The sequence below is a fragment of the Saccharopolyspora sp. NPDC003752 genome (assembly GCF_053605825.1).
Genome location: NZ_JBSGJZ010000028.1, coordinates 23321 through 46100 on the forward strand (window position 1 = coordinate 23321; position 22780 = coordinate 46100).

The 22780-nt window shown below is 70.9% G+C and carries 20 protein-coding genes and 1 pseudogene; 11 read left to right on the forward strand and 10 right to left on the reverse strand.

From position 1 onward, the window contains the following. Window positions 1–90 precede the first annotated feature (90 nt). The 3 genes from metG to ACWEV3_RS29835 all read right to left on the reverse strand — a co-directional run bounded on the left by metG (window position 91) and on the right by ACWEV3_RS29835 (window position 4274). Window positions 91–1884, reverse strand: a complete 1794-nt coding sequence (metG, locus tag ACWEV3_RS29825) for a methionine--tRNA ligase (protein ID WP_132492860.1) — start codon at window positions 1882–1884, stop codon at window positions 91–93. A gap of 317 nt (window positions 1885–2201) precedes the next feature. Then, complete coding sequence (locus tag ACWEV3_RS29830) at window positions 2202–3053, reverse strand: esterase/lipase family protein (protein ID WP_452617058.1); 852 nt, start codon at window positions 3051–3053, stop codon at window positions 2202–2204. A 195-nt stretch (window positions 3054–3248) separates the two neighbouring features. Beyond that, window positions 3249–4274: a DUF4185 domain-containing protein gene (locus ACWEV3_RS29835; RefSeq protein ID WP_452617059.1), complete on the reverse strand. Its 1026-nt coding sequence runs from the start codon at window positions 4272–4274 to the stop codon at window positions 3249–3251. A gap of 197 nt (window positions 4275–4471) precedes the next feature. On the opposite strand from ACWEV3_RS29835, the gene ACWEV3_RS29840 reads away from it, so the two are divergent. Further along, a complete protein-coding gene (locus ACWEV3_RS29840) occupies window positions 4472–5740 on the forward strand; it encodes an aminodeoxychorismate synthase component I (protein ID WP_452617060.1) in 1269 nt (422 codons plus the stop codon). A gap of 88 nt (window positions 5741–5828) precedes the next feature. On the opposite strand, the gene ACWEV3_RS29845 is transcribed toward ACWEV3_RS29840, so the two are convergent. Then, entirely contained in the window at window positions 5829–6227 is a 399-nt protein-coding gene (locus ACWEV3_RS29845) for a VOC family protein (RefSeq protein WP_452617061.1), read from the reverse strand. 93 nt (window positions 6228–6320) lie between these two features. On the opposite strand from ACWEV3_RS29845, the gene ACWEV3_RS29850 reads away from it, so the two are divergent. Next, window positions 6321–7310, forward strand: coding sequence for a helix-turn-helix transcriptional regulator (locus ACWEV3_RS29850; RefSeq protein WP_452617062.1), 990 nt, complete (start codon window positions 6321–6323; stop codon window positions 7308–7310). Between the two features lie 84 nt (window positions 7311–7394). On the opposite strand, the gene ACWEV3_RS29855 is transcribed toward ACWEV3_RS29850, so the two are convergent. Both ACWEV3_RS29855 and rsmI read right to left on the reverse strand, forming a co-directional pair. Then, window positions 7395–7979 (reverse strand): cysteine hydrolase, encoded by a 585-nt coding sequence (locus ACWEV3_RS29855; RefSeq protein ID WP_452617063.1) that lies wholly within the window; start codon window positions 7977–7979, stop codon window positions 7395–7397. Window positions 7980–8012: 33 nt separating this feature from the next. Then, the gene (gene rsmI, locus ACWEV3_RS29860; protein ID WP_452617064.1) at window positions 8013–8849 is read right to left on the reverse strand and encodes a 16S rRNA (cytidine(1402)-2'-O)-methyltransferase; all 837 of its coding nucleotides are present in this window, start codon (window positions 8847–8849) and stop codon (window positions 8013–8015) included. Between the two features lie 83 nt (window positions 8850–8932). On the opposite strand from rsmI, the gene ACWEV3_RS29865 reads away from it, so the two are divergent. Then, window positions 8933–10507, forward strand: a complete 1575-nt coding sequence (locus tag ACWEV3_RS29865) for a dolichyl-phosphate-mannose--protein mannosyltransferase (protein ID WP_452617065.1) — start codon at window positions 8933–8935, stop codon at window positions 10505–10507. A gap of 80 nt (window positions 10508–10587) precedes the next feature. On the opposite strand, the gene ACWEV3_RS29870 is transcribed toward ACWEV3_RS29865, so the two are convergent. After that, window positions 10588–11307 carry an ABC transporter permease gene (locus ACWEV3_RS29870; protein WP_452617066.1) on the reverse strand — a complete coding sequence of 240 codons (720 nt, stop codon included), beginning with the start codon at window positions 11305–11307 and terminating at the stop codon, window positions 10588–10590. Beyond that, on the reverse strand, window positions 11304–12197 hold the full coding sequence (locus ACWEV3_RS29875; protein ID WP_452617067.1) for an ABC transporter ATP-binding protein: 894 nt from the start codon (window positions 12195–12197) through the stop codon (window positions 11304–11306). Before ACWEV3_RS29875 ends, ACWEV3_RS29870 begins: the two co-directional genes overlap by 4 nt. Before the next feature lie 140 nt (window positions 12198–12337). Between ACWEV3_RS29875 and ACWEV3_RS29880 the strand changes: the two genes are divergently transcribed. The 7 genes and pseudogenes from ACWEV3_RS29880 to ACWEV3_RS29910 all read left to right on the forward strand — a co-directional run bounded on the left by ACWEV3_RS29880 (window position 12338) and on the right by ACWEV3_RS29910 (window position 18816). Next, entirely contained in the window at window positions 12338–13531 is a 1194-nt protein-coding gene (locus tag ACWEV3_RS29880) for a sensor histidine kinase (RefSeq protein WP_452617068.1), read from the forward strand. Next, entirely contained in the window at window positions 13528–14124 is a 597-nt protein-coding gene (locus ACWEV3_RS29885; RefSeq protein WP_452617069.1) for a response regulator transcription factor, read from the forward strand. Before ACWEV3_RS29880 ends, ACWEV3_RS29885 begins: the two co-directional genes overlap by 4 nt. 335 nt (window positions 14125–14459) lie before the next feature. Then, window positions 14460–14579 carry a keywimysin-related RiPP gene (locus ACWEV3_RS29890; RefSeq protein ID WP_452617070.1) on the forward strand — a complete coding sequence of 40 codons (120 nt, stop codon included), beginning with the start codon at window positions 14460–14462 and terminating at the stop codon, window positions 14577–14579. Between the two features lie 521 nt (window positions 14580–15100). Beyond that, a pseudogene (locus ACWEV3_RS29895) lies at window positions 15101–16411 on the forward strand (asparagine synthase-related protein). Window positions 16412–16427: 16 nt separating this feature from the next. Then, a complete protein-coding gene (locus ACWEV3_RS29900; protein WP_452617071.1) occupies window positions 16428–16676 on the forward strand; it encodes a lasso peptide biosynthesis PqqD family chaperone in 249 nt (82 codons plus the stop codon). Continuing rightward, the gene (locus tag ACWEV3_RS29905) at window positions 16673–17095 is read left to right on the forward strand and encodes a lasso peptide biosynthesis B2 protein (RefSeq protein WP_452617072.1); all 423 of its coding nucleotides are present in this window, start codon (window positions 16673–16675) and stop codon (window positions 17093–17095) included. Before ACWEV3_RS29900 ends, ACWEV3_RS29905 begins: the two co-directional genes overlap by 4 nt. Beyond that, window positions 17092–18816 carry an ABC transporter ATP-binding protein gene (locus tag ACWEV3_RS29910; RefSeq protein ID WP_452617073.1) on the forward strand — a complete coding sequence of 575 codons (1725 nt, stop codon included), beginning with the start codon at window positions 17092–17094 and terminating at the stop codon, window positions 18814–18816. Before ACWEV3_RS29905 ends, ACWEV3_RS29910 begins: the two co-directional genes overlap by 4 nt. A 163-nt stretch (window positions 18817–18979) precedes the next feature. On the opposite strand, the gene lat is transcribed toward ACWEV3_RS29910, so the two are convergent. Both lat and ACWEV3_RS29920 read right to left on the reverse strand, forming a co-directional pair. Continuing rightward, window positions 18980–20347, reverse strand: coding sequence for an L-lysine 6-transaminase (gene lat / locus ACWEV3_RS29915; protein WP_452617074.1), 1368 nt, complete (start codon window positions 20345–20347; stop codon window positions 18980–18982). A 173-nt stretch (window positions 20348–20520) separates the two neighbouring features. Next, entirely contained in the window at window positions 20521–21375 is an 855-nt protein-coding gene (locus tag ACWEV3_RS29920; RefSeq protein ID WP_452617075.1) for a spermidine synthase, read from the reverse strand. A 355-nt stretch (window positions 21376–21730) separates the two neighbouring features. On the opposite strand from ACWEV3_RS29920, the gene ACWEV3_RS29925 reads away from it, so the two are divergent. Continuing rightward, complete coding sequence (locus ACWEV3_RS29925) at window positions 21731–21934, forward strand: helix-turn-helix domain-containing protein (protein ID WP_452617147.1); 204 nt, start codon at window positions 21731–21733, stop codon at window positions 21932–21934. Window positions 21935–22780 lie beyond the last annotated feature (846 nt).

The following is a 22780-nucleotide window of genomic DNA, read 5'->3' on the forward strand; positions in this document are numbered from 1 at the left end:
CTCTCCAACGCAGGCAGCACTCGGGTGGGTCGACCAACGAGGGGTGGGGCACCGACGGACTCCGTCATGGGTGCCCCAACCCTCGGGTGATCAGCTTTCGATCGGGGCCCATTCCGGGCCGGTCTCGCCGAGCTTCGGGTCCAGCTTGGCGAACAGCGGCGTCGGCTTCTGCAGCGGCCGGCCGACCTCGATCTCGGTGGACCGCCATGCCGCCTGCTCGCCGGCGTAGTCGCCCATCAGCACCGGGTACTCGATGCTCGGGTCGTCCAGGTCGGTCACCTCGCGGATCTCCGGCTGGGCCGACCAGACCCCGGTGCCGCCGAGCAGCTCGTGCACCTTCTGCGCCGAGTGCGGCAGGAACGGGGTGAGCAGCGTGTTGGCGTCGGAAACCACCTGAAGCGCCGTGTGCAGCACGGCGTCCCGCCGGTCCGGGTCCTCCTTGAGCTTCCACGGCTCCTGGTCGGACAGGTACTTGTTCGCCGCCGACACGACCCGCATGGCCTCCTGCGAGGCGGCCTTGAAGCGGGACCGCTGCAGGTGCCCGCCGACGGTGTCGAAGGCGTTGCGGGACAACGCCTTCAGCTCCTCGTCGGCGGCCTGGGGCGCGGTCGGCGCGGGCACCGCGCCGTTGTTCTTCGCGGCCATCGAGATGGACCGGTTGACCAGGTTGCCCCACTCGTTGGCCAGCTCGAAGTTGGTGCGCCGGACGAACTCGTCCCAGGTGAAGTCGGTGTCCTGGTTCTCCGGCCCCGCGACCGAGATGAAGTACCGCAGGGTGTCCGGGCCGAACTCGCGCAGGAAGTCCCGCACGTAGATCACCGTGCCGCGGGAGGTGGAGAACTTCGACCCGCTCATGGTGAGGAACTCGCTGGAGACGATCTCGTCCGGCAGGTTCAGCTCGCCGTACGGGCCGACCTCGCCACCGCGGTCGCCCTGGCCGTTGTGGCCCATCAGCAGCGTCGGCCAGATCTGGGCGTGGAAGGTGATGTTGTCCTTGCCCATGAAGTAGTAGCCCTGGGCTGCCGGATCGGTCCACCACTGCTTCCAGGCGTCCGCGTCACCGGTCCGGCGGGCCCACTCGACGCTGGCCGACAGGTAGCCGATCACCGCGTCGAACCAGACGTAGAACCGCTTCATCGGCTGGTCGCGCCAGCCGTCCAGCGGGATCGGCACGCCCCAGTCCAGGTCCCGGCTGATCGCCCGGGGCCGCATGTCGTCGACCAGGTTCTGGGCGAACTTGAGGACGTTGGGCCGCCAGCCGGTGCGCGTGGACAGCCACTTGCCCAGCGACTCGGTGAACGCGGGCAGGTCCAGGAACAGGTGCTCGGTCTCGACGAACTCCGGCTTCTCGCCGTTGATCCGGGACACCGGGTTGATCAGGTCGGCCGGGTCGAGCTGGTTGCCGCAGTTGTCGCACTGGTCGCCGCGCGCGCCGTCGTAGCCGCAGATGGGGCAGGTGCCCTCGATGTAGCGATCGGGCAGCGTGCGGCCGGTGGACGGGCTGATCGCGCCGGTGGTGGTCTTCGGCAGCACGTAGCCGTTGCGGTACAGCGCGAGGAAGATCTGCTGGACGACCTCGTAGTGGTTGCCCGTGGTGGTGCGGGTGAACAGGTCGTAGGACAGGCCGAGGCCCTGCAGGTCCTCGGCGATCACCCGGTTGTACTTGTCGGCGAGCTGGCGGGTGGTCAGCCCCTCGTTCTCGGCCTGCACCGAGATCGGCGTGCCGTGCTCATCGGTGCCGGACACCATGAGCACCCGGTTGCCGGCCATTCGCTGGTAGCGAGAGAAGACGTCCGAGGGCACACCGAAACCGGAGACGTGGCCGATGTGCCGTGGACCGTTCGCATAGGGCCAGGCCACAGCGGTCAACACAGAGGCACTCATGGTGCTTAGCCTACGGTTCGAGGGGTCGTGACCTCGAACCGGTTCTCGTTAGAGCTTGTCAGAGAACTCGCTTTGCGTGGCGGTGCGGGTGGCGGCCCCCCTGCGGGAGTTACAGACGCCGCCTGGCTGTGGGATCCCCGACACACGTATGTCCGATACGACGCGTCGGGGCTGTCCTCGCCAGACGACGTCTGAGAACCCGCAGCGGTGCCGGTTGCGTAGGTGGGCTAAGCGGCTGCGCCGCTTCAAAAACAACACCCGCCCCTTCCGCACTCAACATCAAACCTCTAGTCGTGAGCGGCAGGTGACGACCGGGATCAGCACCGCACGGGCTGGGCCCCGGCCGGGTCGAGGGCGTTGAGCACCATGCGCCCGACGTGCGGGTTGAACGCCACCGCGACGTGCTCGGAGAAGTCCTGCGGGCAGACGTCCTGGAGCACGATGTTGGTCGCGTTCGGCGCGTCCAGGTAGCCGCTGGTGTACGGGGTGACCAGCTGGTCGTACTTGGTCATGATCGTCGTGTACTCGATGCCGGGCACCGCGGCGCCGTCGGCGTTGAGCTTCGTCATGAACTCGGAGTCCTTGAAGAACTGGCGGCACGAACCGCACAGCTCGTCCGGGATCTGGCCGACGACCGGCAGCTCCTCGGCCAGCCGGTCCAGCAGCTCCGAGGTGTTCTGCAGCGTGGTGCCGTCGTAGAGCGGCGTGATCGCGACGTAGCGCTGCACCTTCTCGGCACCGCCCAGGAACTTCAGGTAGTACTGCGGCATCACGGTGCCCTCGGAGTGGCCGACCAGGTCGACCTTCTCGGCGCCGGTGGCGGCCAGCACCCGGTCGACGAAGTCGGCGAGCTCGGGCGCGCTCTCCTCCATCGGCGCGAATCCTCCGGTGATCTGCGGGACCCCGGGCGGGAGGCCGTAGGTCAGGGCGAAGGCGCAGTAGCCCTGGTCGGCCAGCACCGGCCCCAGGTACGCCCAGTTCGTGGTGGCGGCACCGCCGAGGCCGTGCACCAGGACCACCGGCGTCGGGTGTTCGGCGCTGGGCTGGCAGCTCCAGTCGTTCACGCCGGACGGCGCGGCGGCCGCGTCGGGCTGGGCCGTCGCGGGCGTCGCCGCCGCGGTGACCGCGAGCAGGGCCGCGAGGGCGGCCAGGACACCTCTGATGCGCATCTTCAACCTCACCTCGTCGTGCGGTTTTTCGATGCACAACGGGCCCGGAACCAGGAAGTGACGCGGCCGGCCGCAACATCATCCCGACGGCCCAGCCGCCAAGAGCACGCGCGGCTTCAAGACCCGTGCGCACTTTGTGCCGCTACAGCAGCAAGAAGTGCGCACGGGTTCTGCGCCTCTCGATGCGGCGGCTGATCAGGCCAGGTCGGCGCGGAAGAAGTCGACGTTGTACGGGCCCCACTGGGTCAGGGTGAAGTAGATCGCCGGCCGGTCCGCGGCCCACGGGTGCAGGAAGCCGCCGTAGAGCCCCGGGCAGTCGGCACCGGACACCACGACCTCGCCGCCGGTCCACGGCCCGGTGAGCTCCGGCGCCGTGCGCAGCACGATCGCCGCGCGCCGCTCGTCGAGGTGCACCGCGAACCACCGGTCGAAGTGCCGGTTGTACTGCACCGACAGCTCGGCGACCGGCGCGGGCAGCACGGGCGCGGCGGCGAGCGGGTCGCCGCCCCAGCCGGCGCCGGTCCAGTACTCGTAGGCCGCCGGGTCGAGCAGGTCGTCGGCGCCGACGCGGGCGAGGTGCCCGGCGCCGAACCGGCCGCTCGGGGTGCCCAGCAGGTGGGCGCGGCCGTCCAGGACACCGGCGAAACCGATCATCTGGAACGGATGACCACCGGGGTCGCGGCGCCGGAACCGGCTCAGCCAGGGCTGCCGCGAGTTCCGCCACACCGCCGTCTCCGACTTCGTCCAGGTCGCCCCGCCGTCGTCGGAGTACGCGAGCGCGCCGTAGTTCGTGTGCCACACGCCCGGCATCCCCCACCGCCGCACGGACATGTAGTGCAGGTAGTTGCGGCCGCCGATGGCGATCCCCGCGGTCGGGATCACGGTGTGCTCGCGCACCCCGGTCCGGTCGCCGGGCAGCGCCTGCCCGGCCATGCCGTCCTCACGCGACAGGACCGAGTCGAACTTCAGGCCCTCGTCCAGATCGGTGTTGGTGGACCGCGCGATCACGTTGTACCGCCAGTCGGCGCTCTTGGGGCCCGCGCCGTGCCCGCCCCAACCATCGCCGTAGGTATCGCCGAACGCCGCGAGCACGCCGCCCCGGCCGTCGTCCCACATGATCCCGAGGTCCGTCGCGCGGATGCCGAACCGGCTGGCCGTGCTGTTGCAGGAGTCCTCGCCGGTGATCCTCGTGAGCCTGGTCGCACCGATCACACTCACCATGCGGCCACCGTACGCACGGCAGACGCGTCGCGCGGGGAAGGCGTTCGCGCAGGTAGCCACAGCGAGCTCGCGGCGCTGCCCGGCGGCTCGGGATCCTGGCCGGGACATGACCTCGGCCACTCCCCACCTGATTGACCAGCGCAAACGACGGTAGCCGGGGCTGTGGTCCCGGCTCGGTGCGCGGTCATACTGTCGGCGTGCCGGTCTTCACCCGTCCGATTGACGGCGAGGCGAGCGCAGCCCAGGTGCTGCGGCGCCTCGCGGCCCGCGCGCGCCGCCGCGGGCTGCCGCCGCCGGCCGCGCTGACCGGCGACTGGTTCGGCGGCTCCGCCGTCCTCGCCCCGTCCGCGCGGATCGACGCCACCGCGCCGGACCGGGCCTTCACCACCACCGACACGCCTGTCGGCCGGGCCGGACCCGGCCCGGTCGGCGGCGGCTGGATCGGTTACCTCGGCTACGGCCTCACCGACCCGGGTCGGCACGCCGAACCCCGCCGGCTGCCCCTCGCCGCGTGGGGCTGGGCCGATCACGTGCTGCGGCTCGACCCGGACGGGCAGTGGTGGTTCGAGGCGCTCAGCGCCGCAGAACCGGGACTGGTCGCGGAGCTCGCCGAGGTGGTCGCCGGAGGCGATCCGCCGCAGGCCTCCTGGGAGGCGGGGCCGGTCGGCAGACCGGACGCCGACCGGCACGGCAAAGCCGTGCGCGGATGCGTGGAGGAGATCGCCGGAGGCGAGATCTTCCAGGCGAACATCTGCAGCCGGTTCGCGGTGCCGTTCCGGGGCGATCCGCTGGAGGTGTTCGCCGCAGGCAGCGCGCGGTTGCAGCCCGCGCGGGCGGCTTACGTGGCCGGGTCGTGGGGCGCGGTCGCGTCCTTCTCGCCCGAGCTGTTCCTGGCCCGGCACGGCCGGGTGGTGCGCTCCAGCCCGATCAAGGGCACGCTGCCGCGGCGGGGACCGCAGGACGACCGCAACGCCGAACTGCTCCGTTCGTCCACAAAGGACGTTGCGGAGAACGTGATGATCGTGGACATGGCGCGCAACGACCTCGGGCGGGTCGCCGAGATCGGACGCGTGACGGTGCCCCGGCTGCTGGACGTGCAGCCACACCCCGGCGTGTGGCACCTGGTGTCGGACGTGCGGGCGGAAATCCCCTTGGAGCTGCCGAATTCGGCACTGCTGTCGGCGGCGTTCCCGCCCGCGTCGGTGACCGGCGCGCCGAAGGCGCGGGCGCTGGAGCTGATCGCGGAGCTGGAGTCGCAGCCGCGCGACGTCTACTGCGGCGCGGTCGGCATGGTCTCGCCCGTCGCGGGCATGGAGCTCAACGTCGCCATCCGCACTCTGGAGTTCGCCGACGGCGTGCTGCACCTGGGCGTCGGCGGCGGGATCACCGCAGACTCCGACGCGGACCGGGAATGGCAGGAAGTGCTCACCAAGGCCGCCCCGGTCCTGTCCCTGCTGAACCGCTAGCTGTGGTGTCTCGGGACCTTGGTTGCGCGAAGTCCTCGAAGGTGAGCTGCTGCAGGATGTCCGCGAGTGGTTCGGGCGGCTGATCGCGTCAGCGTGCGAACTTTTCGACAGCCGCTGGGGTGACGGGGGTGAAGAAGTTGACGAGGTTGCCGTCGGGGTCGCGGAACAGCAGCGACCGGTTGCCCCAAGGCATCGTGGTGGGCTCGGTGACGAAGCCGGTGACGAAGCCGGTCAGGTTCTGGTGAACGCGGTCCACGTCGTCGACGAGGAACTCGATGATCACGCTGTGGTTGTCCGCCGGGCGGGCAGAGCCCGGGGCGAACAGCGGGACGGTGCTGGTGCCTGCGATCGCGAGGGTGGCGCCCGCGGTGTTGAGTTCGGCGAAGTCTTCGGTGGCCCACGTCGCCCGCGCCCCGGTGGCTCGCTCGTAGAACTCGACGAGGCGCGCTACGTCGCTGGTGATGATGCGGATCGAGACGAACTCCATGGGGATCTCCTCGGCTGTGCTGGAGGCGTGCACTGCGCAGGCTAGGAGAAATAGTGGACAGAATCGGTCCTGTATTCGCGTTAGGTTGTGCGCATGCCCCGACCCACTGCCCGCGTGCTGATACTCCTGGAGCTGCTGCAGTCGGGCGGTACCCGGACGGTGGCCGAACTAGCCGACCGGCTCGGCGTCGAAGGGCGCACCGTGCGGCGGTACGTGGACCAGCTGATCGACCTGGATGTGCCCGTGGAATCGGTGCGCGGCCGCTACGGCGGGTACCGGCTCGCTCCCGGGTACCGCTTGCCTCCGCTCATGCTCAGCGACGACGAGGCGCTTGCCGTGCTGCTCGGCCTGGTCGCCGGCCGCCGAGCAGGGCTGACGACGACGCAGCACACGGCAAACGAGACGGCATCGGCGAAGATCCGGCGGGTGCTGCCCAAGCACATCGCCCGCCGGCTCGACACACTCCTGGAATCCCTCGCCTTCACGGACCAGCCCGGAGACTTCGACACCCCGGACGCCGGGGTCCTGCTCACCATCGCCGATGCGGTGCGCCACCGCCGACCGGTCTCGATCCGCTACACCGACCGCGACGGACGGCGCAGCGAACGCACGCTGCACGCGTACGGGATCGTCGCCCATGCGGGCCGGTGGTACGTCACGGGCAAGGACGCCCAGATCGGCGAGGACCGAACCTTCCGGCTCGATCGCATCGCAGACGCGCGGGCCCTGCCCGGATTTTTCGAAGTGCCCGTGGGTCCCGGTCCGGCACAGCGCGTGTTGTCAGCGTTCGCCACGGCCGAGTACCGGCATGAGGTGACCTTGCGGGTCCACGGGACAGTTGAGCAGATCCGCGCCCACCTGCCCGCCAGCATCGCGAGCCTGGAGGAGCACGAGCCCGCGGCAGGCCAGGACCGGGCGACCGAGCGCTGGCTGCGCGTCGAGCTGCGGGCGGAGCGGCTCGACTGGTTGCCTCCAGTACTCGCCTCGCTCGACCGGCCGTTCGTCATCGAGCACCCGGATGAGCTGCGCGACCTCGTCACCGCGCTCGCCGATCGCCTTGCGTCCTACGCTCGCCAAGCCTGACCGCGAGGAGCCAATGTCATGAGGTGGCGCACTAGCCGCGGGCGGACGCCGTTTTCGCGCGAAAACGCCACCCGGCAGGGCGCGTCAGCCGAGGAGGGCCAGGGCCTCTTCGGCGGTGCGGCAACCCGCCGTCGCCAGGTCGAGGTTCGCCAGGGACGCGGCGTGCACCGCTTCGTCGGCCGCCGCCACGCAGTCGCGCACCACGTGCACGGTGAAGCCGAGGTCAGCGCCGTGCCGGGCCGTCTGCTCGACCGTCAGGTTCGTGGCCACCCCGGTGATCAGCAGGGTGTTGATGCCCTGCTCGTGCAGCCACGGCACGAGGTCGTTGCCCGCCAGGCCGGAGAGCCGCTGGTTGTCCACCACCCGGCCGCCCGAGTCCGCCATCGCCGTGATCAGCCCGGAGCCCGGCGCGTCCGGCCGGAACGCCTCCTGCGCATCGCCGACGGCGCGCATGAACGCCGTGTTGCGCACCAGGTCGCCCTCCCCGACGGGCACCGTGAACCGGGTGAACACCAGCTCTGCCCCGGCCTCGCTGGCCGCCCGGTGGAACCGCGCCGCGCGCTCGACCACGCCGCTGCGGGCCACCGGTTCGGCCAGCATCCCGCCGAAGAATCCCTCGGGCTCGATCACGTTGACCTGCCAATGCAGGCCCAGCACCGCACAACGCATCATTCGATCTTGCCCGAGAGCCCGGCCGCGTCTCTACCGCCGGGCGGCGAGGACCGCGTCGTATAGCTCCTTCTTCCGCACGCCCGCGAGCTCCGCGACCTCCGCTACCGCGTCCTTCAGCCGCACGCCTTCGGCGGCGCGCTCCTCCACCTGCGCCACCAGCTCCGCCGGGTCGGTGGCCGCAGGCGGCTCGGCTCCGCCGAGCACCACCGTGATCTCGCCGCGCACGCCTTCGGCGGCCCAGGCGGCGAGCTCCGCGAGGCTGTCGCGGCGGATCTCCTCGTAGGTCTTGGTCAGCTCGCGGCAGACCGCCGCCCGCCGCGAGCCGCCGAGCACCTCGACGGCGTCGGCCAGGGTGTCGGCGAGCCGGTGCGGCGCCTCGAAGAACACGCAGGTGCGTTCCTCGGCGAGCAGCCGGCCGAGCCAGCGGCGGCGTTCGCCCTGCTTGCGGGGCGGGAACCCCTCGAAGCAGAACCGGTCCGACGGCAGCCCGGACACCGCGAGCGCGGTGGTCACCGCGGACGGCCCCGGCAGGCAGGTCACCGGCAGCTGTTCGGCGACGCAGGCCGCGACCAGCCGGTATCCGGGGTCGGACACGCTGGGCATCCCGGCGTCGGTGACCAGCAGCACCGTGCGGCCCTCGCGCAGGGCGTCCAGCAGCATCGGCGCCCGCGCCGCTTCCACGCCCTCGTAGTAGCTGACCACCTTGCCGCCGGGCGTGACGCCCAGCGCGCTGGCGAGCGCGCGCACCCGCCTGGTGTCTTCCGCCGCGATGACGTCGGCCGAGCCGAGCGCGTCGATAAGGCGCGCCGAAGCGTCGCGGGCGTCGCCGAGCGGGGTGGCGGCGAGCAGGAGCGTGCCGGAGTCCATAACCGCACAGCGTATTTCCGCAGGCGCGCCGCCCGGGGCGGCGGGCCACCGACTTCGCGGCTGGTCTCCTACGATCGGGGGCTGTGAGCGTCCTCGTCCCCAATCCCGGTGGCCGCAGCGCCGACGAACTCGTCAACGTCGGCCGCAGGCCACCGGCCCGGCAGCCGGGCGAGACCGATCCGCGCCCGCTGCTCGACGTGACGATGCCCACCGACCGGCTGCGCGGCTGGCTGGTCACGATCGCAGTCACGGTCGTCGCGGGCCTCGTGCGGCTGTGGGACCTCGGGCGCGCCACCAACGAGGGCACCCCGGTCTTCGACGAGAAGCACTACGTGCCGCAGGCGTGGCAGATGCTGCGCAACGGCGGCTACGAGGACAACCCCGGCTACGAGCTGGTCGCGCATCCGCCGGTCGGCAAGCAGCTGATCGCGATCGGCGAGTGGCTGTTCGGCTACAACCCGTGGGGCTGGCGGATCATGGCCGCGCTCTGCGGCACAGTGATGGTGCTGCTCGTCGTGCGCATCGCGCGCCGCATGACCCGGTCCACGCTGCTCGGCGCGGTGGCCGGCGTGCTGCTGATCTGCGACGGGCTCAGCCACGTGCAGTCCCGGGTCGGGATGCTCGACGTGTTCCAGGCGATGTTCCTGCTCGCCGCGTTCGCCTGCCTGCTGGTCGACCGCGACCAGGTGCGCAGCCGTCTGTGGCAGGTGTGCGTCGAGGGCCGGCTGGACGCGAGCGGCTGGGGCCCGCGGCTGGGGTTCCGCTGGTGGCGGTTCGGCACCGGGCTGATGCTCGGGCTGGCCTGCGGCGTGAAGTGGAACGCCATCTACTACATCATGGCGTTCGGCCTGCTCAGCGTCATCTGGGATGCGCTGGCGCGACGCGCGGCGGGGGTCCGGCGGCCGTGGCGGGCGGCGCTGGTGCGCGACACCGCGCCGGCGCTGTGGTCGCTGGTGGCGATCCCGCTGCTGGTCTACTTCGCGACCTGGGCGGGCTGGTTCGCCAGCGAGACGGCGACGGACCGGCACGCCGTGATCACCGCCGACGACGTCGGCTTCGGGTCGCTGCCCGACGCGCTGCGGTCGCTGCTGTACTACCAGCTCAACGTGCTGGACTTCCACACCCACCTGGTCACGCCGAAGAACCCGCACCCGTGGGAGTCGAAGCCGTGGGCGTGGCCGATGGGCATGCGCCCGATGCTCTACTACTACGAGTCCGGGATCTCGGGCTGCGGCCGGTCCAACTGCATCGGGGCGACGATGCTGATCGGCACGCCGGCGATGTGGTGGCTGGCGCTGCCCGTCGCGGGCTGGGCGGTCTGGCGGGCGACCAGCAGGATGGACTGGCGCTACGCCGCGGTCCTGGTCGGCTACGGCGCGGGCTACCTGCCGTGGTTCACCAACCTGGACCGGCAGATGTACTTCTTCTACGCGACGCCGCTGGCGCCGTTCCTGGTGCTGGGCATCGTGCTGGTGCTGGGCGAGGTGCTGGGCACGGCGCGCGACCACCTGGAACGGCGCCAGACGGGGCTGCTCGCGGTGTCGCTGTACGTGGGGCTCGTGGTGGCGAACTTCGTGTGGCTGTGGCCGATCCTCAACGGCGAGCCGATCACCCAGGAGCACTGGCAGGCCGAGCTCTGGCTCCCCTCCTGGCGCTGACCGCAGCTACGAGGCTGTGAGCGTTTTGGAGTGCTATGGCACCCCGAAACACTCACGGCCCGTGACCAGCGGAAACAGGATCAGGCGCGCGGTTCCCAGCGGAACCAGGTTCGGGCCAGCAGGCCCAGCACCGCGGTCCAGGCCACCAGCACGCCTAGCGCCGGAAGCCCGCCCAGCAGGTCCACCCCGGACATCGCACGGTGCACCAGGTCCCCGAAGGCCCCGCCGGGCAGCAGCACCACGGTCGGCGAGGTGCTCATCGACGCCCACACCGCGCTGCCGAGCAGCACGAGGAGCCACGGCATGGTGGTGATCTGCGCCTGCTCCGCGGTGGACGTCCGGCCGCTCGTCGCCGCTCCCGCCGCGACGGCGAGCGCGACTCCCGGGATCATCGCGAGCACCAGCGCGACCGGGCTCGCCGGCAGCGGCGCGCCCAGGCCCACCGAAATCCCGAACAGCACGATCATCTGGCCGAACCCGAGCAGGACCGCCGGGCTCAGCAGCCCGGTCAGGATCGTCGCGGCCGACTGCTCGCTGCTGCGCAGCCGCTTCAGGTACAGGTCCTCGCGGCGGCTGGTCAGCGCGGTGGTCACCGTGAAGTAGACGGTGAGACCCTGCACCGCCAGCAGCTGCGTGGTCAGCGTCGCGGACCAGACCCGCAGGTCGGCGCTGCCGGGCACGCTGGTGCCCAGGAACAGGCCGAGCAGCAGCGGCATCAGCGTCGCGCTGAGCGCCACGGTCTTGTTGCGCATCAGCAGCTTCCACTCGGCGCTGCTCAATGCGAGCACTGCTGCGCTCATGGGACGGCCACCTCCTGGCGGACGGATTGGAAGATGTCTTCGAGCGACGCCTGGTGCGCGCGCAGGCCCGCGAGGTCCAGGCGTCCGTCGGCCCAGGACAGCAGCGCGTGCAGGTCGCGCTGCAGGGCCGGGGTCCGGACCTCCACGCGGGTGCCGGTCCACGTCGCCGTCCCGGCCAGCGGCGGGAGCTCGACGCGGTCGCCGGGGTCGAAGCTGATCCGCGCCTGCTGGGAGGCCAGCACGTCGACCAGCCTGCCGGACACCGCGATGCGGCCCTGGTGCATGATCGCCAGCCGGTGCGCCAGCCGTTCGGCCTCCTCCAGGTAGTGCGTGGTCAGCAGCACCGTGGCGCCCCGCGCGAGGCGGGCGCGCACCATTTCCCAGGTGGCGCGGCGGGATTCCGGGTCCATGCCGGTGGTCGGCTCGTCCAGGAACAGCAGGTCCGGATCGCCGAGCAGGGCGAGCGCGAGGTCCAGCCGGCGCCGCTCGCCGCCGGAGAGCTGCTTCACCCGCGTCGCGCGCCGGGCCGCCAGCCCCACCGCTGCCAGCGATTCGTCCACATCGGACTTGCGGGAGGTCAGCGCGGCGCCGAGCCGGGCGGTTTCGAGGACCGTCAGATCGCCGGCGAAACCGCCCTCCTGCAACATGATCCCGGTCCGGCGGCGCACCGAGCGATCCCGTCGGGGGTCCTGGCCGAAGACCCGCACCGCGCCCGCGGTGGGCGCCCGGTGCCCCTCGATGGTCTCCAGGGTCGTCGTCTTGCCCGCCCCGTTGGTGCCGAGCAGCGCGAACAGCTCACCGGAGTGCACGTCGAAGTCGATCCCGCGGACCGCCTCGAAATCGCCGTAGCGGCAACGCAGTCCGTTGACGCTGATCACTGGTGTCGTCATGCCGTCAAGGCTCGCCGGATCGCATTCGCGCCGGTAGAGCGTTCCGTCAGCCCCGATCGCGAGTCCTGTCAGGGAAATTGATGACTGATGTCATGCCGGAATCGGCGAGCGGGGCGGGACGGATGCATGATGCTGGACCGGTGAGCGATCCCGACCCCGTCCAGTTCGACCCTCGCCGCATCGTGCGACTGCGCCGCTACACGTGGTGGTCGCTCGTGCCGCTGATGCCGGTGTACGCGTTTTTCCCGGTGCTCAACCTCGTGGCCGGCGCGCGGGAGGGCTTCTACGGCACGCCCGAGATCGTCGTCCTGGCGCTGGTCCTGGTCGCGATCGCGGTGGACGGCACGATCCTGTCGATCAGCCTGATGCGCGGCCTCGGCCAGGGCACGTCGCGCCCGGTCCTGCACGGCACGATCTTCGCGCTCTCCCTCGCCGCCATGGCGTACGCGCTGAGCCAGGACGGCACCGGGATGACCTGGTCGGTGCTGGTCAGCGGGCTCGCCGCGGCGCACATCGCGGCCGGCCCGCACCGGTTCCGCTGGCAGCTGGCCGTCGCGGCCACGTTGCTGATCAGCACGGTCGCCGGGCTCGCGGCCCTGCCGCGGATGCCGCACCCGATGCTCGCCGTCATCACCGGCTTCACCGCCGTGGTCACCGTGGCCGCGGTGATCTTGCTGGTCTTCGTCGCCGCCTGGTTCTGGGACATCGTGCTGGAGCTGGACCGGGCCCGTGCCGTCAGCGCCGAGCTCGCCGTCGCCAAGGAACGCCTCCGGTTCGCCGCCGATCTGCACGACGTCCAGGGCCACCACCTGCAGGCGATCGCTTTGAAGGCGGAGCTGGCCGAGCGCCTGGTCGGCGTCGACGACGACCGGGCGCGCGCCCAGGCCGCCGAGGTGGCCGAGCTCGCGCGGACCGCGCTGAAGGACACCCGCGAGGTGGTGCAGGGCTACCGGCGCAGCAACCTGATCACGGAACTCGACAACGCGCGCGAAATCCTGGAGGCCGCCGGCGTCCGGACCACGGTGCGCGGTGACGCGGCGATGGTTCCGCCGCCGCTGCAACCGCTCTTCGGCGCGCTGGTGCGCGAGGGCACCACCAACATCCTCCGGCATTCGCGCGCCGAGAACTGCGAACTCGTCATCGCCGTCGACGGCCCGCGCGCGCAGGTCGTGCTGAGCAACGACCGCCCGAACCCGCCGAACGGCGACGCCGGGTCCGGCATCGACGGGCTGCGCCAGCGGTTCGGCACACTGGGCGGGCGGGTCGACGCGAACCGGGTGGCGGACCGGTTCGAGCTGCGCGGTTCCGCCGACGAACCCGGGAGGACTTCGTGATCCGAGTGGTGCTGGCCGACGACGAGGACCTGATCCGGGGCGCGCTCGCCGCGCTGCTCGACCTGGAGCCGGACCTGGAAGTGGTCGCCCAGTGCGGCAACGGGGCGGAAGCGCTCCGGGCGGTCCGCGAGCACGCGCCGGACATCGCGGTCTTCGACCTGGAGATGCCGGAGCTCGACGGCGTGCAGGCCGCGCAGCGCCTCGACGGACAGCTCCCGATCGTGCTGGTCACCCGGCACGCCCGCCCCGGGGTGCTGAAGCGGGCGCTCGCCGCGGGCATCCGCGGCTTCGTGCCCAAGACCACGCCCGCATCCCGGCTGGCCGTGATCCTGCGCGACGTGCACGCCGGCGCCCGCTACATCGACCCGGAGATCGCGGCCAGCGCGCTGACCGGCGGCGCCTGCCCGCTCACCGACCGGGAACTCGAACTGCTCGGGCACACCCTGCAGGGCGGCACGATCGCCACCATCGCGGCGGCGGTGCACCTGGCGCCCGGCACGGTCCGCAACTACCTGTCGGCGGCGATGACCAAGCTCGGCGTCGAAACCCGGCACGAAGCGGCCCGCCGCGCCTGGGAAGAGGGCTGGATCTAGCGTCGAGGGTCGTGAGCGTTCATTCCGGTAAGAACCGGAACGAACATCTTGCGGAGCGCGCCGCGCACGGGCGGACACGCTCCGTCACGCCACAACTAATCCGATCGACCAATAAAAACACTCCATCTCGCGATTCCATTTCTGCGTTTTCTTAAAAACCAAAAGGATGCTCGCGGAACAATTTCGACTATTCCGACCCGATTTGAGTCAGCGCACCATGCAAAACGGCTCGAGCCATGACCGAAGCTCTGACCAGCGGCTAAGTCCAACCAGCGGAGAAATTCGAAAGGCTTTCCGCAGACGCGGACGAAGACCGCGATCCACGAGGATAAACCATGAAACGCACCTATGAAGCGCCGATGCTGATCAAACTGGGCTCGTTCCGGAAGACGACCGGCTTCCTGGGCTTCCGGGGCCGCGACCGGATCATCCTGAGCAAGCACTTCCCCCATTGATGACAGATATGCAAGCAACTGAGAACGTCACGAGCTGCGGTGCGGCGCACTTCGCGGTCCTGCCGGACGCGGAGGCCAGCCGCACCGCGGCCCGTCGGCTGGCCGGCCCGCGGGTGCTCCGGCACCCGTCGGGCCGGCCGTGGCTGGTGGGCCGGTGGCCGGATGCGGAGCTGCGGGTAGCCGGAACCGAACGGGCCCGCATCGTGCTCATCGGGTGCTGCCTGATCGACCAGGACGAGCTCACCCGGCACGCCATCCGGCTGCGCGACCTCGCCGACCTGGACCGCCTGGCCCGGCGGCTGCCGGGCAGCTTCCACCTGATCGCCGCCCTGGACGACAGCATCCGGGTGCAAGGCTCGGCGGCGGGACTTCGGCTGGTCTTCCACACCCTGATCGACGGCACTGTGGTGGCCGCCGACCGCGCGGACCTGCTCGCCACCGCGATCGGCGCCGCGCCGGACGAGTCGCAACTCGCGGTCCGGCTGCTCTGGCCGGTGCCGCACCCGCTGGTGGAACGCCCCATGTGGCGGGGGATCAACGCGGTGCCGCCCGGCTCAGCGCTGATAGCAACTGGCGGCCGTGCCCGGCTGTCGCGGTGGTGGCAGCCACCGCGGGCGACGCGATCCATCGGAGAGGCCGCGTCCGAGGCTCGGGAGGCGCTCAGCACGGCGGTCGACGCCCGGGTACGCCGCGGGGTGGTCAGCTGCGACCTCTCCGGTGGCCTGGACTCCACGTCGATCTGCTTCCTGGCCGCGGAAACGGCCGACAAGGTCATCGCGAGCACCTGACCCGGTCTCGATCATGCGGACACCGATCTGCAATGGGCCCTCCGCGCGGCAAAGTACCTGCCCAGCATCGACCACATCGTCTGGCCCGCCGAGCAATCACCGCTGGTCTACAGCGATCTGCTGCAGATCGACGACCTCCTCGACGAGCCCACCATCAGCGTCATGGACCGCTCGCGCGTGCTCGCGCACCTGCCCGTCCTGCGGCAACGCGGCAGCACCTGCCACCTCACCGGGATCGGCGGTGACCACGTCGCCTGGTGCTCGGAGGCCTACTACCACCGGCTGCTGCGCCGCCGCCCGTGGCTCGCGCTGCAGCGACTGCGGGGGTTCCGCGCCCTCTGGCAATGGCGGATCCCGGACCTGGTCCGCGCGCTGGCCGACTCCAGGCCGTACCGGCGCTGGCTCGCCGATGCCGCCGACGAGCTGACCGGCCCACAGCCGCCGGCGATCGCCGGGGCGCTCGGTTGGGGCATGCCGCCACGGGTCTTCGAATGGATGACGCAGGACGCCGTGCGCGCCGCGCAGCGGACGTTGCGCGAAGCGGCGGCGACCGCCGAACCGCTCGGCCCGGATCGCGGCATGCACGTCGGCCTGGAGCAGATCCGGATGTGCACACGCGTCGTCCGGCAGTGGGACCAGATGGCAGCCCGCGCCGGCCTGCCGATGGCTTCGCCGTTCCTCGACGACCGGGTGATCGAGGCGTTCCTATCGGTGCGCCCGGAGGAACGGGTCACGCCGTGGCAGTACAAACCGCTGCTCGCGACGGCGATGCGCGGGATCGTGCCGGACGAATGCCTCGCGCGGACCAACAAGGCCCAGTCCGAGCTCGATGACGCCGCCGGTCTGTGGGAGCACCGCGACGATCTGCTGGCGCTGTGGGAAGGCTCGCGGCTGGCCGACCTCGGCCTGGTCGATGCTGCGAAGCTCCGCGCGCTGGCGCATCGCCCGGACACCCCAGCCCTGCGCCATGCCGTCCTGTATTCGACGATCGCGTGCGAAGTCTGGCTGCGCACGCGCACTGCGCCGGTGCCAACCGGCTCCTGAAGGAGGGAGGCCAGCCATGCAGTTCAACACCGAGGTCGCCACCGCCGAGACCGAATACGGCACGGTCCTGCTGGACCAGCTCAGCGGCGAGTACTGGCAGCTCAACCCCACCGGAACCCTTGTCATCCGAACACTGCTGGCGGGCGGCGGCGAAGATGACGCCATCCGAGCGCTCACCGAGGAGTTCGACGTGGATCGCGAGCAGGCGGCACATGACGTGCAGACGCTGGTGACCCAGCTGCGCGAGTCCGGGCTGGCGTCATGACCGTTCCGAGCGCTCTCAGCAGGCCGACCGGCGTGCCACTGCACCACAGGGCTGCCGCGGTGGTCGCGGTGGCTGCGGCGCGAGCCCTCGCCCTGCTCCCGCCACGCCAACTCCGCCGCGCCTTGCTGGTCCTGCGGCGGGGCGCGCGACCAGCCGACCGAGCGCAGGCGCAAGCCGCCCGGGATGCGGTGTGCGCGGCAAACCTGACCTGCGCCGCCCCGCGCGGTTGCCTGCCGCGGTCTTTGGCGAGTGCGCTGTTGTGCCGCATGTGGGGCGTCTGGCCGACGTGGTGCACCGGAGCACGGGTGGCGCCGCCGTTCGGCGCGCACGCGTGGATCGAGGTCGACGGCGGACTGATCGGCGAGGACGTGCCGGACGACTACTTCAGCCGTCTCGTCGTCGTCGGGCCGCGCGGATGACCCGAGCGGGCTTCCGCGACCTGCTCCGGTTGTCCCGCGGCCACCGGCGGACCATCGCCGTTGCGGTCGCACTGAGCCTGGTGGGCTCCGGGCTCGGCTTGGCGCAGCCGCTGGTCGCCCAGCGCGCGGTGGACGTCGCCGCGCACGGCCCCGTCCTGGCGCTGCTGGGCGGTCTCTTCGTGGCTGAAGCGCTGATCAACGCCTTCGGCCGCTTCGTGCTGGAACGCATGGGCGAGCGCGTCGTCCTCGGCCTGCGCCGGGGCATGGTCGGGCGGCTGCTGCGGCTGCGCATGTCGGTCTACGACGAGCAGCGGACCGGTGACCTGATCGCGCGCGTCACCACCGACACGACCGTGATCCGGGAAGTGGTGTCGCAGGCGCTGGTCGACCTGGTGACCGGCGCGCTGACCGCGATCGGCGCGATCGCGCTGATGCTGTGGCTGGACCCGCTGCTGTTCCTGCTCGTCCTCGGCACCGTGGCGATCGCCGCAGTGGTGGTTTCGGCGCTGCTGGCCGGAATCCGGGCTGCCAGCGAGCACACCCAGGGCGCCGTTGGAGCGGTCGCCGCCGAGCTGGAGCGCGCGCTGGGCGCGATCCGGCTGGTGCGGGCGAGCCGGGCCGAGCCGCGCGAGGCGGAGCGCATCGGCGAGCGCATCGACGCCGCGTGCGCTGCGGGTGTGCGGACGGCGAAGCTGGCCTCGTTGATGAGCCCGGCAGTGGAGCTCGCGGTGCAGGGCTCGTTCCTGCTCGTGCTGGTGGTGGGCGGGGTGCGCGTCGCGAACCACACCGCCTCGATCGGCGAACTCGTGGCCTTCCTGCTCTACGCCTCGTACCTGGTGGTGCCGTTGTCCTCGGTGTTCCGCGCGGTCGGCCTGATCCAGAAGGGCATGGGCGCGTTGCAGCGCATCGAGGAGGTGCGCGCCCTTCCGGTCGAAGAGGACGTAGCGGTGGTCCACCGGCTGCCGGTCCCGCACAGCTCTGTGCTCGAACTACGCGATGTCCACTTCGGATACGACGCTCATCCGGTGCTGCGCGGTGTGTCGTTCTCCGTGGCGCAGCACCAGCAGGTAGCGCTGATCGGCCGCTCAGGTGCCGGCAAGAGCACGGTGTTCGCGCTGATCGCCCGGTTCTACGAGCCGGCCTCGGGTGCGGTGCTGTTCGACGGGCGCAACGCGGCAACCCTCTCCCGCGACGAGTGCCGCTCGCGCATTGCGCTGGTGGACCAGCACTCGCACGTCGTGCACGGAACGCTCTTGGACAACATCACTTACGCCACCCCCGGCGCCGATCCGTCCGAAGTGGACAGGGTCGTCGAGCTGGCCAACCTCGAGGAGCTGGTGGGCCGCCTGCCGGACGGTCTGGCCAGCCGGATCGGCGAGCGCGGTTGCACCCTTTCGGCCGGTGAACGCCAGCGGGTGGCGATCGCCCGAGCCCTGCTTACCAGGCCTGCCCTGCTCCTCCTGGACGAACCGACGTCGAACCTGGACGCCCTCAACGAAGCCGCGCTGACCGAGGTGATGCGCAACGCGACCGAGCAGTGCGCCCTGCTGGTCATCGCCCACCGCCTGTCCACCGTGCGCAACGCGGACCGGATAGTCCTCCTGGAAGGTGGTCGCGCCACGGCCACCGGAACCCACGAGACCCTGCTGACCACCAACGCCCTCTACCAGCGGCTGGTGAAAACCCAAACCCTCGCCACAACCGGCCTGGAACCCGCCTGAGCACTCATCGCGCACTTGCCCGGAGGGGCCGCCGCACCGGGGAAGTCGGGTTGATGGCACGGGTGGGTGGTGACGGTTTCGCGCGAGAACGGCGGCGCCTGAAATGAATGAAGCCGCGCGTGGTCGCTCCGGGCTGGAACGACCACGCGCGGGTCCCGCCCCCTCAGGCCAGGTCGGCCAGGGTCTTGCGAAGCGCGGCCACCGCGTCGACGATCTCCTCCGGCCGGACCGAGAGCGGCGGACGGCAGCGCAGCGCGTCCGGACCCGACGGCAGGAACAGCGTGCGGTAGCTGTCGCGGGCGATCGCCAGCGCGCGGTCGCGCTTGGCCGGGTCTCGGAAGGTGATCGCGCACATCAGGCCGCGGCCGCGCGGGTCGCGGATCACCGACGGGAATTCCGCCGCCAGGTCGCGGAGCTCGCCCAGCAGCAGCTCGCCCATCTGCCTGCTGTGCTCGAACAGGCCCTCGCGCTCGACGACCTCCAGGATCCTGGTCGCGCGGACCATGTCGACCAGCGAACCGCCCCAGGTGGAGCTGATCCGGCTGGCCTCGCGGAAGGCGTTGTCGGCGACCTCCAGCACGCGGCGCCCGCCCATCACCCCGCACACCTGCAGGCGCTTGCCGAAGGCGACCAGGTCCGGCTCCAGCCCGAGCGCCTCGTGCGCCCAGGCCCGCCCGGTCAGCGCGCCGGTCTGCACCTCGTCGGCGACGGTGAGGACGTCGTGCTCCCGGCAAAGCTCCTGCACCGCGTGCAGGAACTGCGGCCGCAGGTGCCGGTCACCGCCCTCGCCCTGGATCGGCTCGTACACGAAGCACGCGATCTCGTTGCCGTACCGGCGCAGCGCGGCGCGGGCGGCGTCGAGCGCGATCGTCTCCTCCGGCAGCAGCCCGGCGCTGTCCCACCGCTCGCCCGGCTCGATCGCGGGGCTGGGGATGCGCGGCCAGTCGAACATCGGGTAGTCGCGGATCTTCGACGGATCGGTGTTGGTCAGCGAGAGCGTGTAGCCGCTGCGGCCGTGGAAGGCCCGCTCCAGGTGCAGCACGCGGCTGCCGCGCACCGCGATCCCGTTGCGCGCGTTGACCTTGGTCTTCCAGTCGAAGGCGACCTTCAGCGCGTTCTCCACCGCGAGGGTGCCCCCGTCGATGAAGAACAGCAGCGGCAGCTCGGGGACGCCGACCACGCGGCGGAAGGTCTCGGCGAAGCGGGCCTGCTCGGCGGTGGCGAAGTCCGGGTTGGACGGCTTGACGCGCCCGACGCGCACCAGGTCCGCCTCGAACTCGGACGTGCGCAGGCCGGGGTGGCCGTGCCCGAGCGGCGCGGAGCTGAAGAACATCGTCATGTCGAGGTACTCGGTGCCGTCTCGGGCGTCGCGGAGCCGGCAGCCGTCGCCGGCGTCGAGGTCCACGACGATGTCCATCAGGTCGCCGGTGACGTGCGCTTTCAGCGCCGCGACGACGTCGGTCGCCGCGTCTCGCTGGCTCGGGACTTCGGTCGGTACGACGTCGCGAACGGTCTCGTGCTGAGCGGTCATGTTCGGCCTCCCGGCGCCGTGTGGTGCGGTGTCGAGCATCACTTGTCAATAAGAATTACATCAGGATTCCGCAGAGAAGCAACATCCTTCAGTAAAGACTGCGCTTCGGAGAAAGATTTTCTTTCGCTGCGGCATGCGTGGGGCGCGTACCACTGCTGGGTGAGCTCGAACGGTCAGGCGAGGCGGGAGCCGGACCACCAGCCGCGAACGGGCGGCACCGGGTCGAGCAGCGGATCGGTCTCGGTCAGCGGCGCGGCTGTTCCGCACACGTCGGCCAGCCGTTCCGGCGTCAGGCAGTAGGCCCGTTCCGGCGCCGAGACCGCCCAGTCGGCCAGTTCCGCCGCCGGGAGGCGGCTCTCCGAAGCGACGACGACGACATTGCCGGACTGACGGCGCGCCACCACGCGGGGGTGGGCGAAGACCAGCACGTGCGGGAACACCTCGCAGGCCGCGGCGATCGCGCGCAGGGCGAAACCGAGTTCGGCGGCATCCCACAGGTTCGCCGCGAACAACCCGCCGGGCCGCAGCACCCTGGAAACCTCGGTGAAGAATTCGACGGTGGCCAGCCCGGTGACGACGTCCCCGCCTTGGAAGGCGTCCAGCACGACGAGGTCGGCACTGCCGTCCAGCGCGCCCTCAACGCCGGCCCGACCGTCCTGCACCCGGACCTCCAGGCCCGGCACCTCGTCGAGTCCGAGGTGCTCGCGCACCAACTCGACCAGCTTCCCGTCGAGCTCGAACACGAGCTGCTCCGAACCGGGCCGCGTCACGGCGAGGTAGCGGGGCAGCGCGAAACCACCGCCGCCCACGAACAGCGCCGACACGGCACCCGGCGCCCAGTGCCGGTCGATCGCCTGGGCGATCCAGTCCGTGTAGGGCATCTTCAGGTGGGCCGGATCATCGAGATCCACATAGGACTGGGAGACGCCGTCGACGGAAACGGTCCACCCGCCGGCCCGGAGGCGATCGGGGATCAGCTCGGCGACACCGAACCGGACGGCCGCCTCAACCCGTTCGCGCGTCCCCACGGAGGCCTCCCCTCGGCTGAGCCCGCCAGCCGGAAGCAGCACCTCGATCCTAGCCCCGCCGCGACGACCCCCGGCGCCATCGAGCCCGGGCTGCGACGGCGGGGCGGCCAGGAAAACGGCGTCGGCAATCTTCGCCACATATGCCGGAACCGCCCAGCGCATTCCTGATAAGCCCCGCGGTCGAATTTATTCAGCCGGATGCACACGCGAAACACGCCCCCGGGAAGCAATGCCGTTAAAGCCAGCTGCTCCGTTCGGGTACGCGTGGCGGCGACAATGGATTCCTTTACTCGCGGCGCGGTAGATTGCACGGCGGCCAACTCGTGGGGGTTCCACAGGAAAGGGTGGTCCCATCATTCTCACCGCTCATGAAATGCGTATCGCCGAGTCGATCGTCGACGGCAGGTCGAACCGCGAGATCGCCGGCGAGATGCAGGTAGCACAACGAACCATCGAATTCCACATCACAAATATCTACCGCAAGCTGGGAATATCGCGCCGGGTGCAGCTGCCCGACGCGTTGACCCGGCTTTCGGAACGAGGTTCGAACCCGCGGTGAACCGCGTGCAACGCAATCCCCGGCTCATCGCCGTTCACCGCAACCGAACCCGCCACCCAACGCCGAGTGGCGGGTTCGCCGCATTTTCCGGACGCCACCGGGAGAGATTCGCCGACTCCTGCGGAATACCGCAGGGACACGCCGTTGCGGCGGCCCTACGTTGAATTCGGGCCGCAGTGGCGCGGCCGGATCGAACCCTGATCGCACTTCGATCGGCCACGTTCCGGAAATCCGGTGATTTCTCGTCGGCGCGGCCGTCATGGTGCGCCCCCTGCGCGAATCGGATGGTCGTCGTGCGTGCACAACCTCGGATTCCGAAGTCCGGCGGAACATCGTTGGCGACGAACATTGGAGCGGACCGGCGGGGTGAACCGCGCGCTCGTCCAGCGGCTGCACTACGGGCGACAGATCAAGAGACCGTCCCGGATGCGGTGGGCAGCCGCTGAGATTCCACAAGGAGAACCCGGTGAGCAGGACGTCGCGGCGTACTTCCAGCAGTAGCAGGCGTTCTCACCGTTGATGACGAGCATCGCGTTCCTGCCCTACGAGATCGCGATGTTCGCCACGGGCCTGTTCGCCGTATGGCTGGCGGTGACCGCGGGCGCGCGCCGCATGACCGCCACCGGATTCGCGGTCGGCGCGGCGGGGCTGGCCCTGCTGGGGCAGCTGGACGTCGCCTCGCCGTGCGTCGGCACCCTCCTGGCCGGGCTGGTCGTCTTCCCTGTCGGTGCCGCGCTGATCTCTCGGCGGCGACCGCGGCCGCGATGGACGACGTGCCCGACCGGCAGGCCGGACTGGCGGGAGGGGTGCTCAACACGGCTATGGAGGGCGGCCGACGATCGGGTT

What these genes read in the sequence shown, in the direction of transcription:
- lat (WP_452617074.1), bottom strand. Translation starts at nt 20,347, where the DNA reads ATGACCGCTCAGCACGAGACCGTTCGCGACGTCGTACCGACCGAAGTC.
- ACWEV3_RS29845 (WP_452617061.1), bottom strand. Translation starts at nt 6,227, where the DNA reads ATGGAGTTCGTCTCGATCCGCATCATCACCAGCGACGTAGCGCGCCTC.
- ACWEV3_RS29890 (WP_452617070.1), top strand. Translation starts at nt 14,460, where the DNA reads ATGAAACGCACCTATGAAGCGCCGATGCTGATCAAACTGGGCTCGTTC.
- metG (WP_132492860.1), bottom strand. Translation starts at nt 1,884, where the DNA reads ATGAGTGCCTCTGTGTTGACCGCTGTGGCCTGGCCCTATGCGAACGGT.
- ACWEV3_RS29830 (WP_452617058.1), bottom strand. Translation starts at nt 3,053, where the DNA reads ATGCGCATCAGAGGTGTCCTGGCCGCCCTCGCGGCCCTGCTCGCGGTC.
- ACWEV3_RS29855 (WP_452617063.1), bottom strand. Translation starts at nt 7,979, where the DNA reads ATGCGTTGTGCGGTGCTGGGCCTGCATTGGCAGGTCAACGTGATCGAG.
- ACWEV3_RS29900 (WP_452617071.1), top strand. Translation starts at nt 16,428, where the DNA reads ATGCAGTTCAACACCGAGGTCGCCACCGCCGAGACCGAATACGGCACG.
- ACWEV3_RS29870 (WP_452617066.1), bottom strand. Translation starts at nt 11,307, where the DNA reads ATGAGCGCAGCAGTGCTCGCATTGAGCAGCGCCGAGTGGAAGCTGCTG.
- ACWEV3_RS29835 (WP_452617059.1), bottom strand. Translation starts at nt 4,274, where the DNA reads ATGGTGAGTGTGATCGGTGCGACCAGGCTCACGAGGATCACCGGCGAG.
- ACWEV3_RS29850 (WP_452617062.1), top strand. Translation starts at nt 6,321, where the DNA reads ATGCCCCGACCCACTGCCCGCGTGCTGATACTCCTGGAGCTGCTGCAG.
- ACWEV3_RS29875 (WP_452617067.1), bottom strand. Translation starts at nt 12,197, where the DNA reads ATGACGACACCAGTGATCAGCGTCAACGGACTGCGTTGCCGCTACGGC.
- rsmI (WP_452617064.1), bottom strand. Translation starts at nt 8,849, where the DNA reads ATGGACTCCGGCACGCTCCTGCTCGCCGCCACCCCGCTCGGCGACGCC.
- ACWEV3_RS29905 (WP_452617072.1), top strand. Translation starts at nt 16,673, where the DNA reads ATGACCGTTCCGAGCGCTCTCAGCAGGCCGACCGGCGTGCCACTGCAC.
- ACWEV3_RS29910 (WP_452617073.1), top strand. Translation starts at nt 17,092, where the DNA reads ATGACCCGAGCGGGCTTCCGCGACCTGCTCCGGTTGTCCCGCGGCCAC.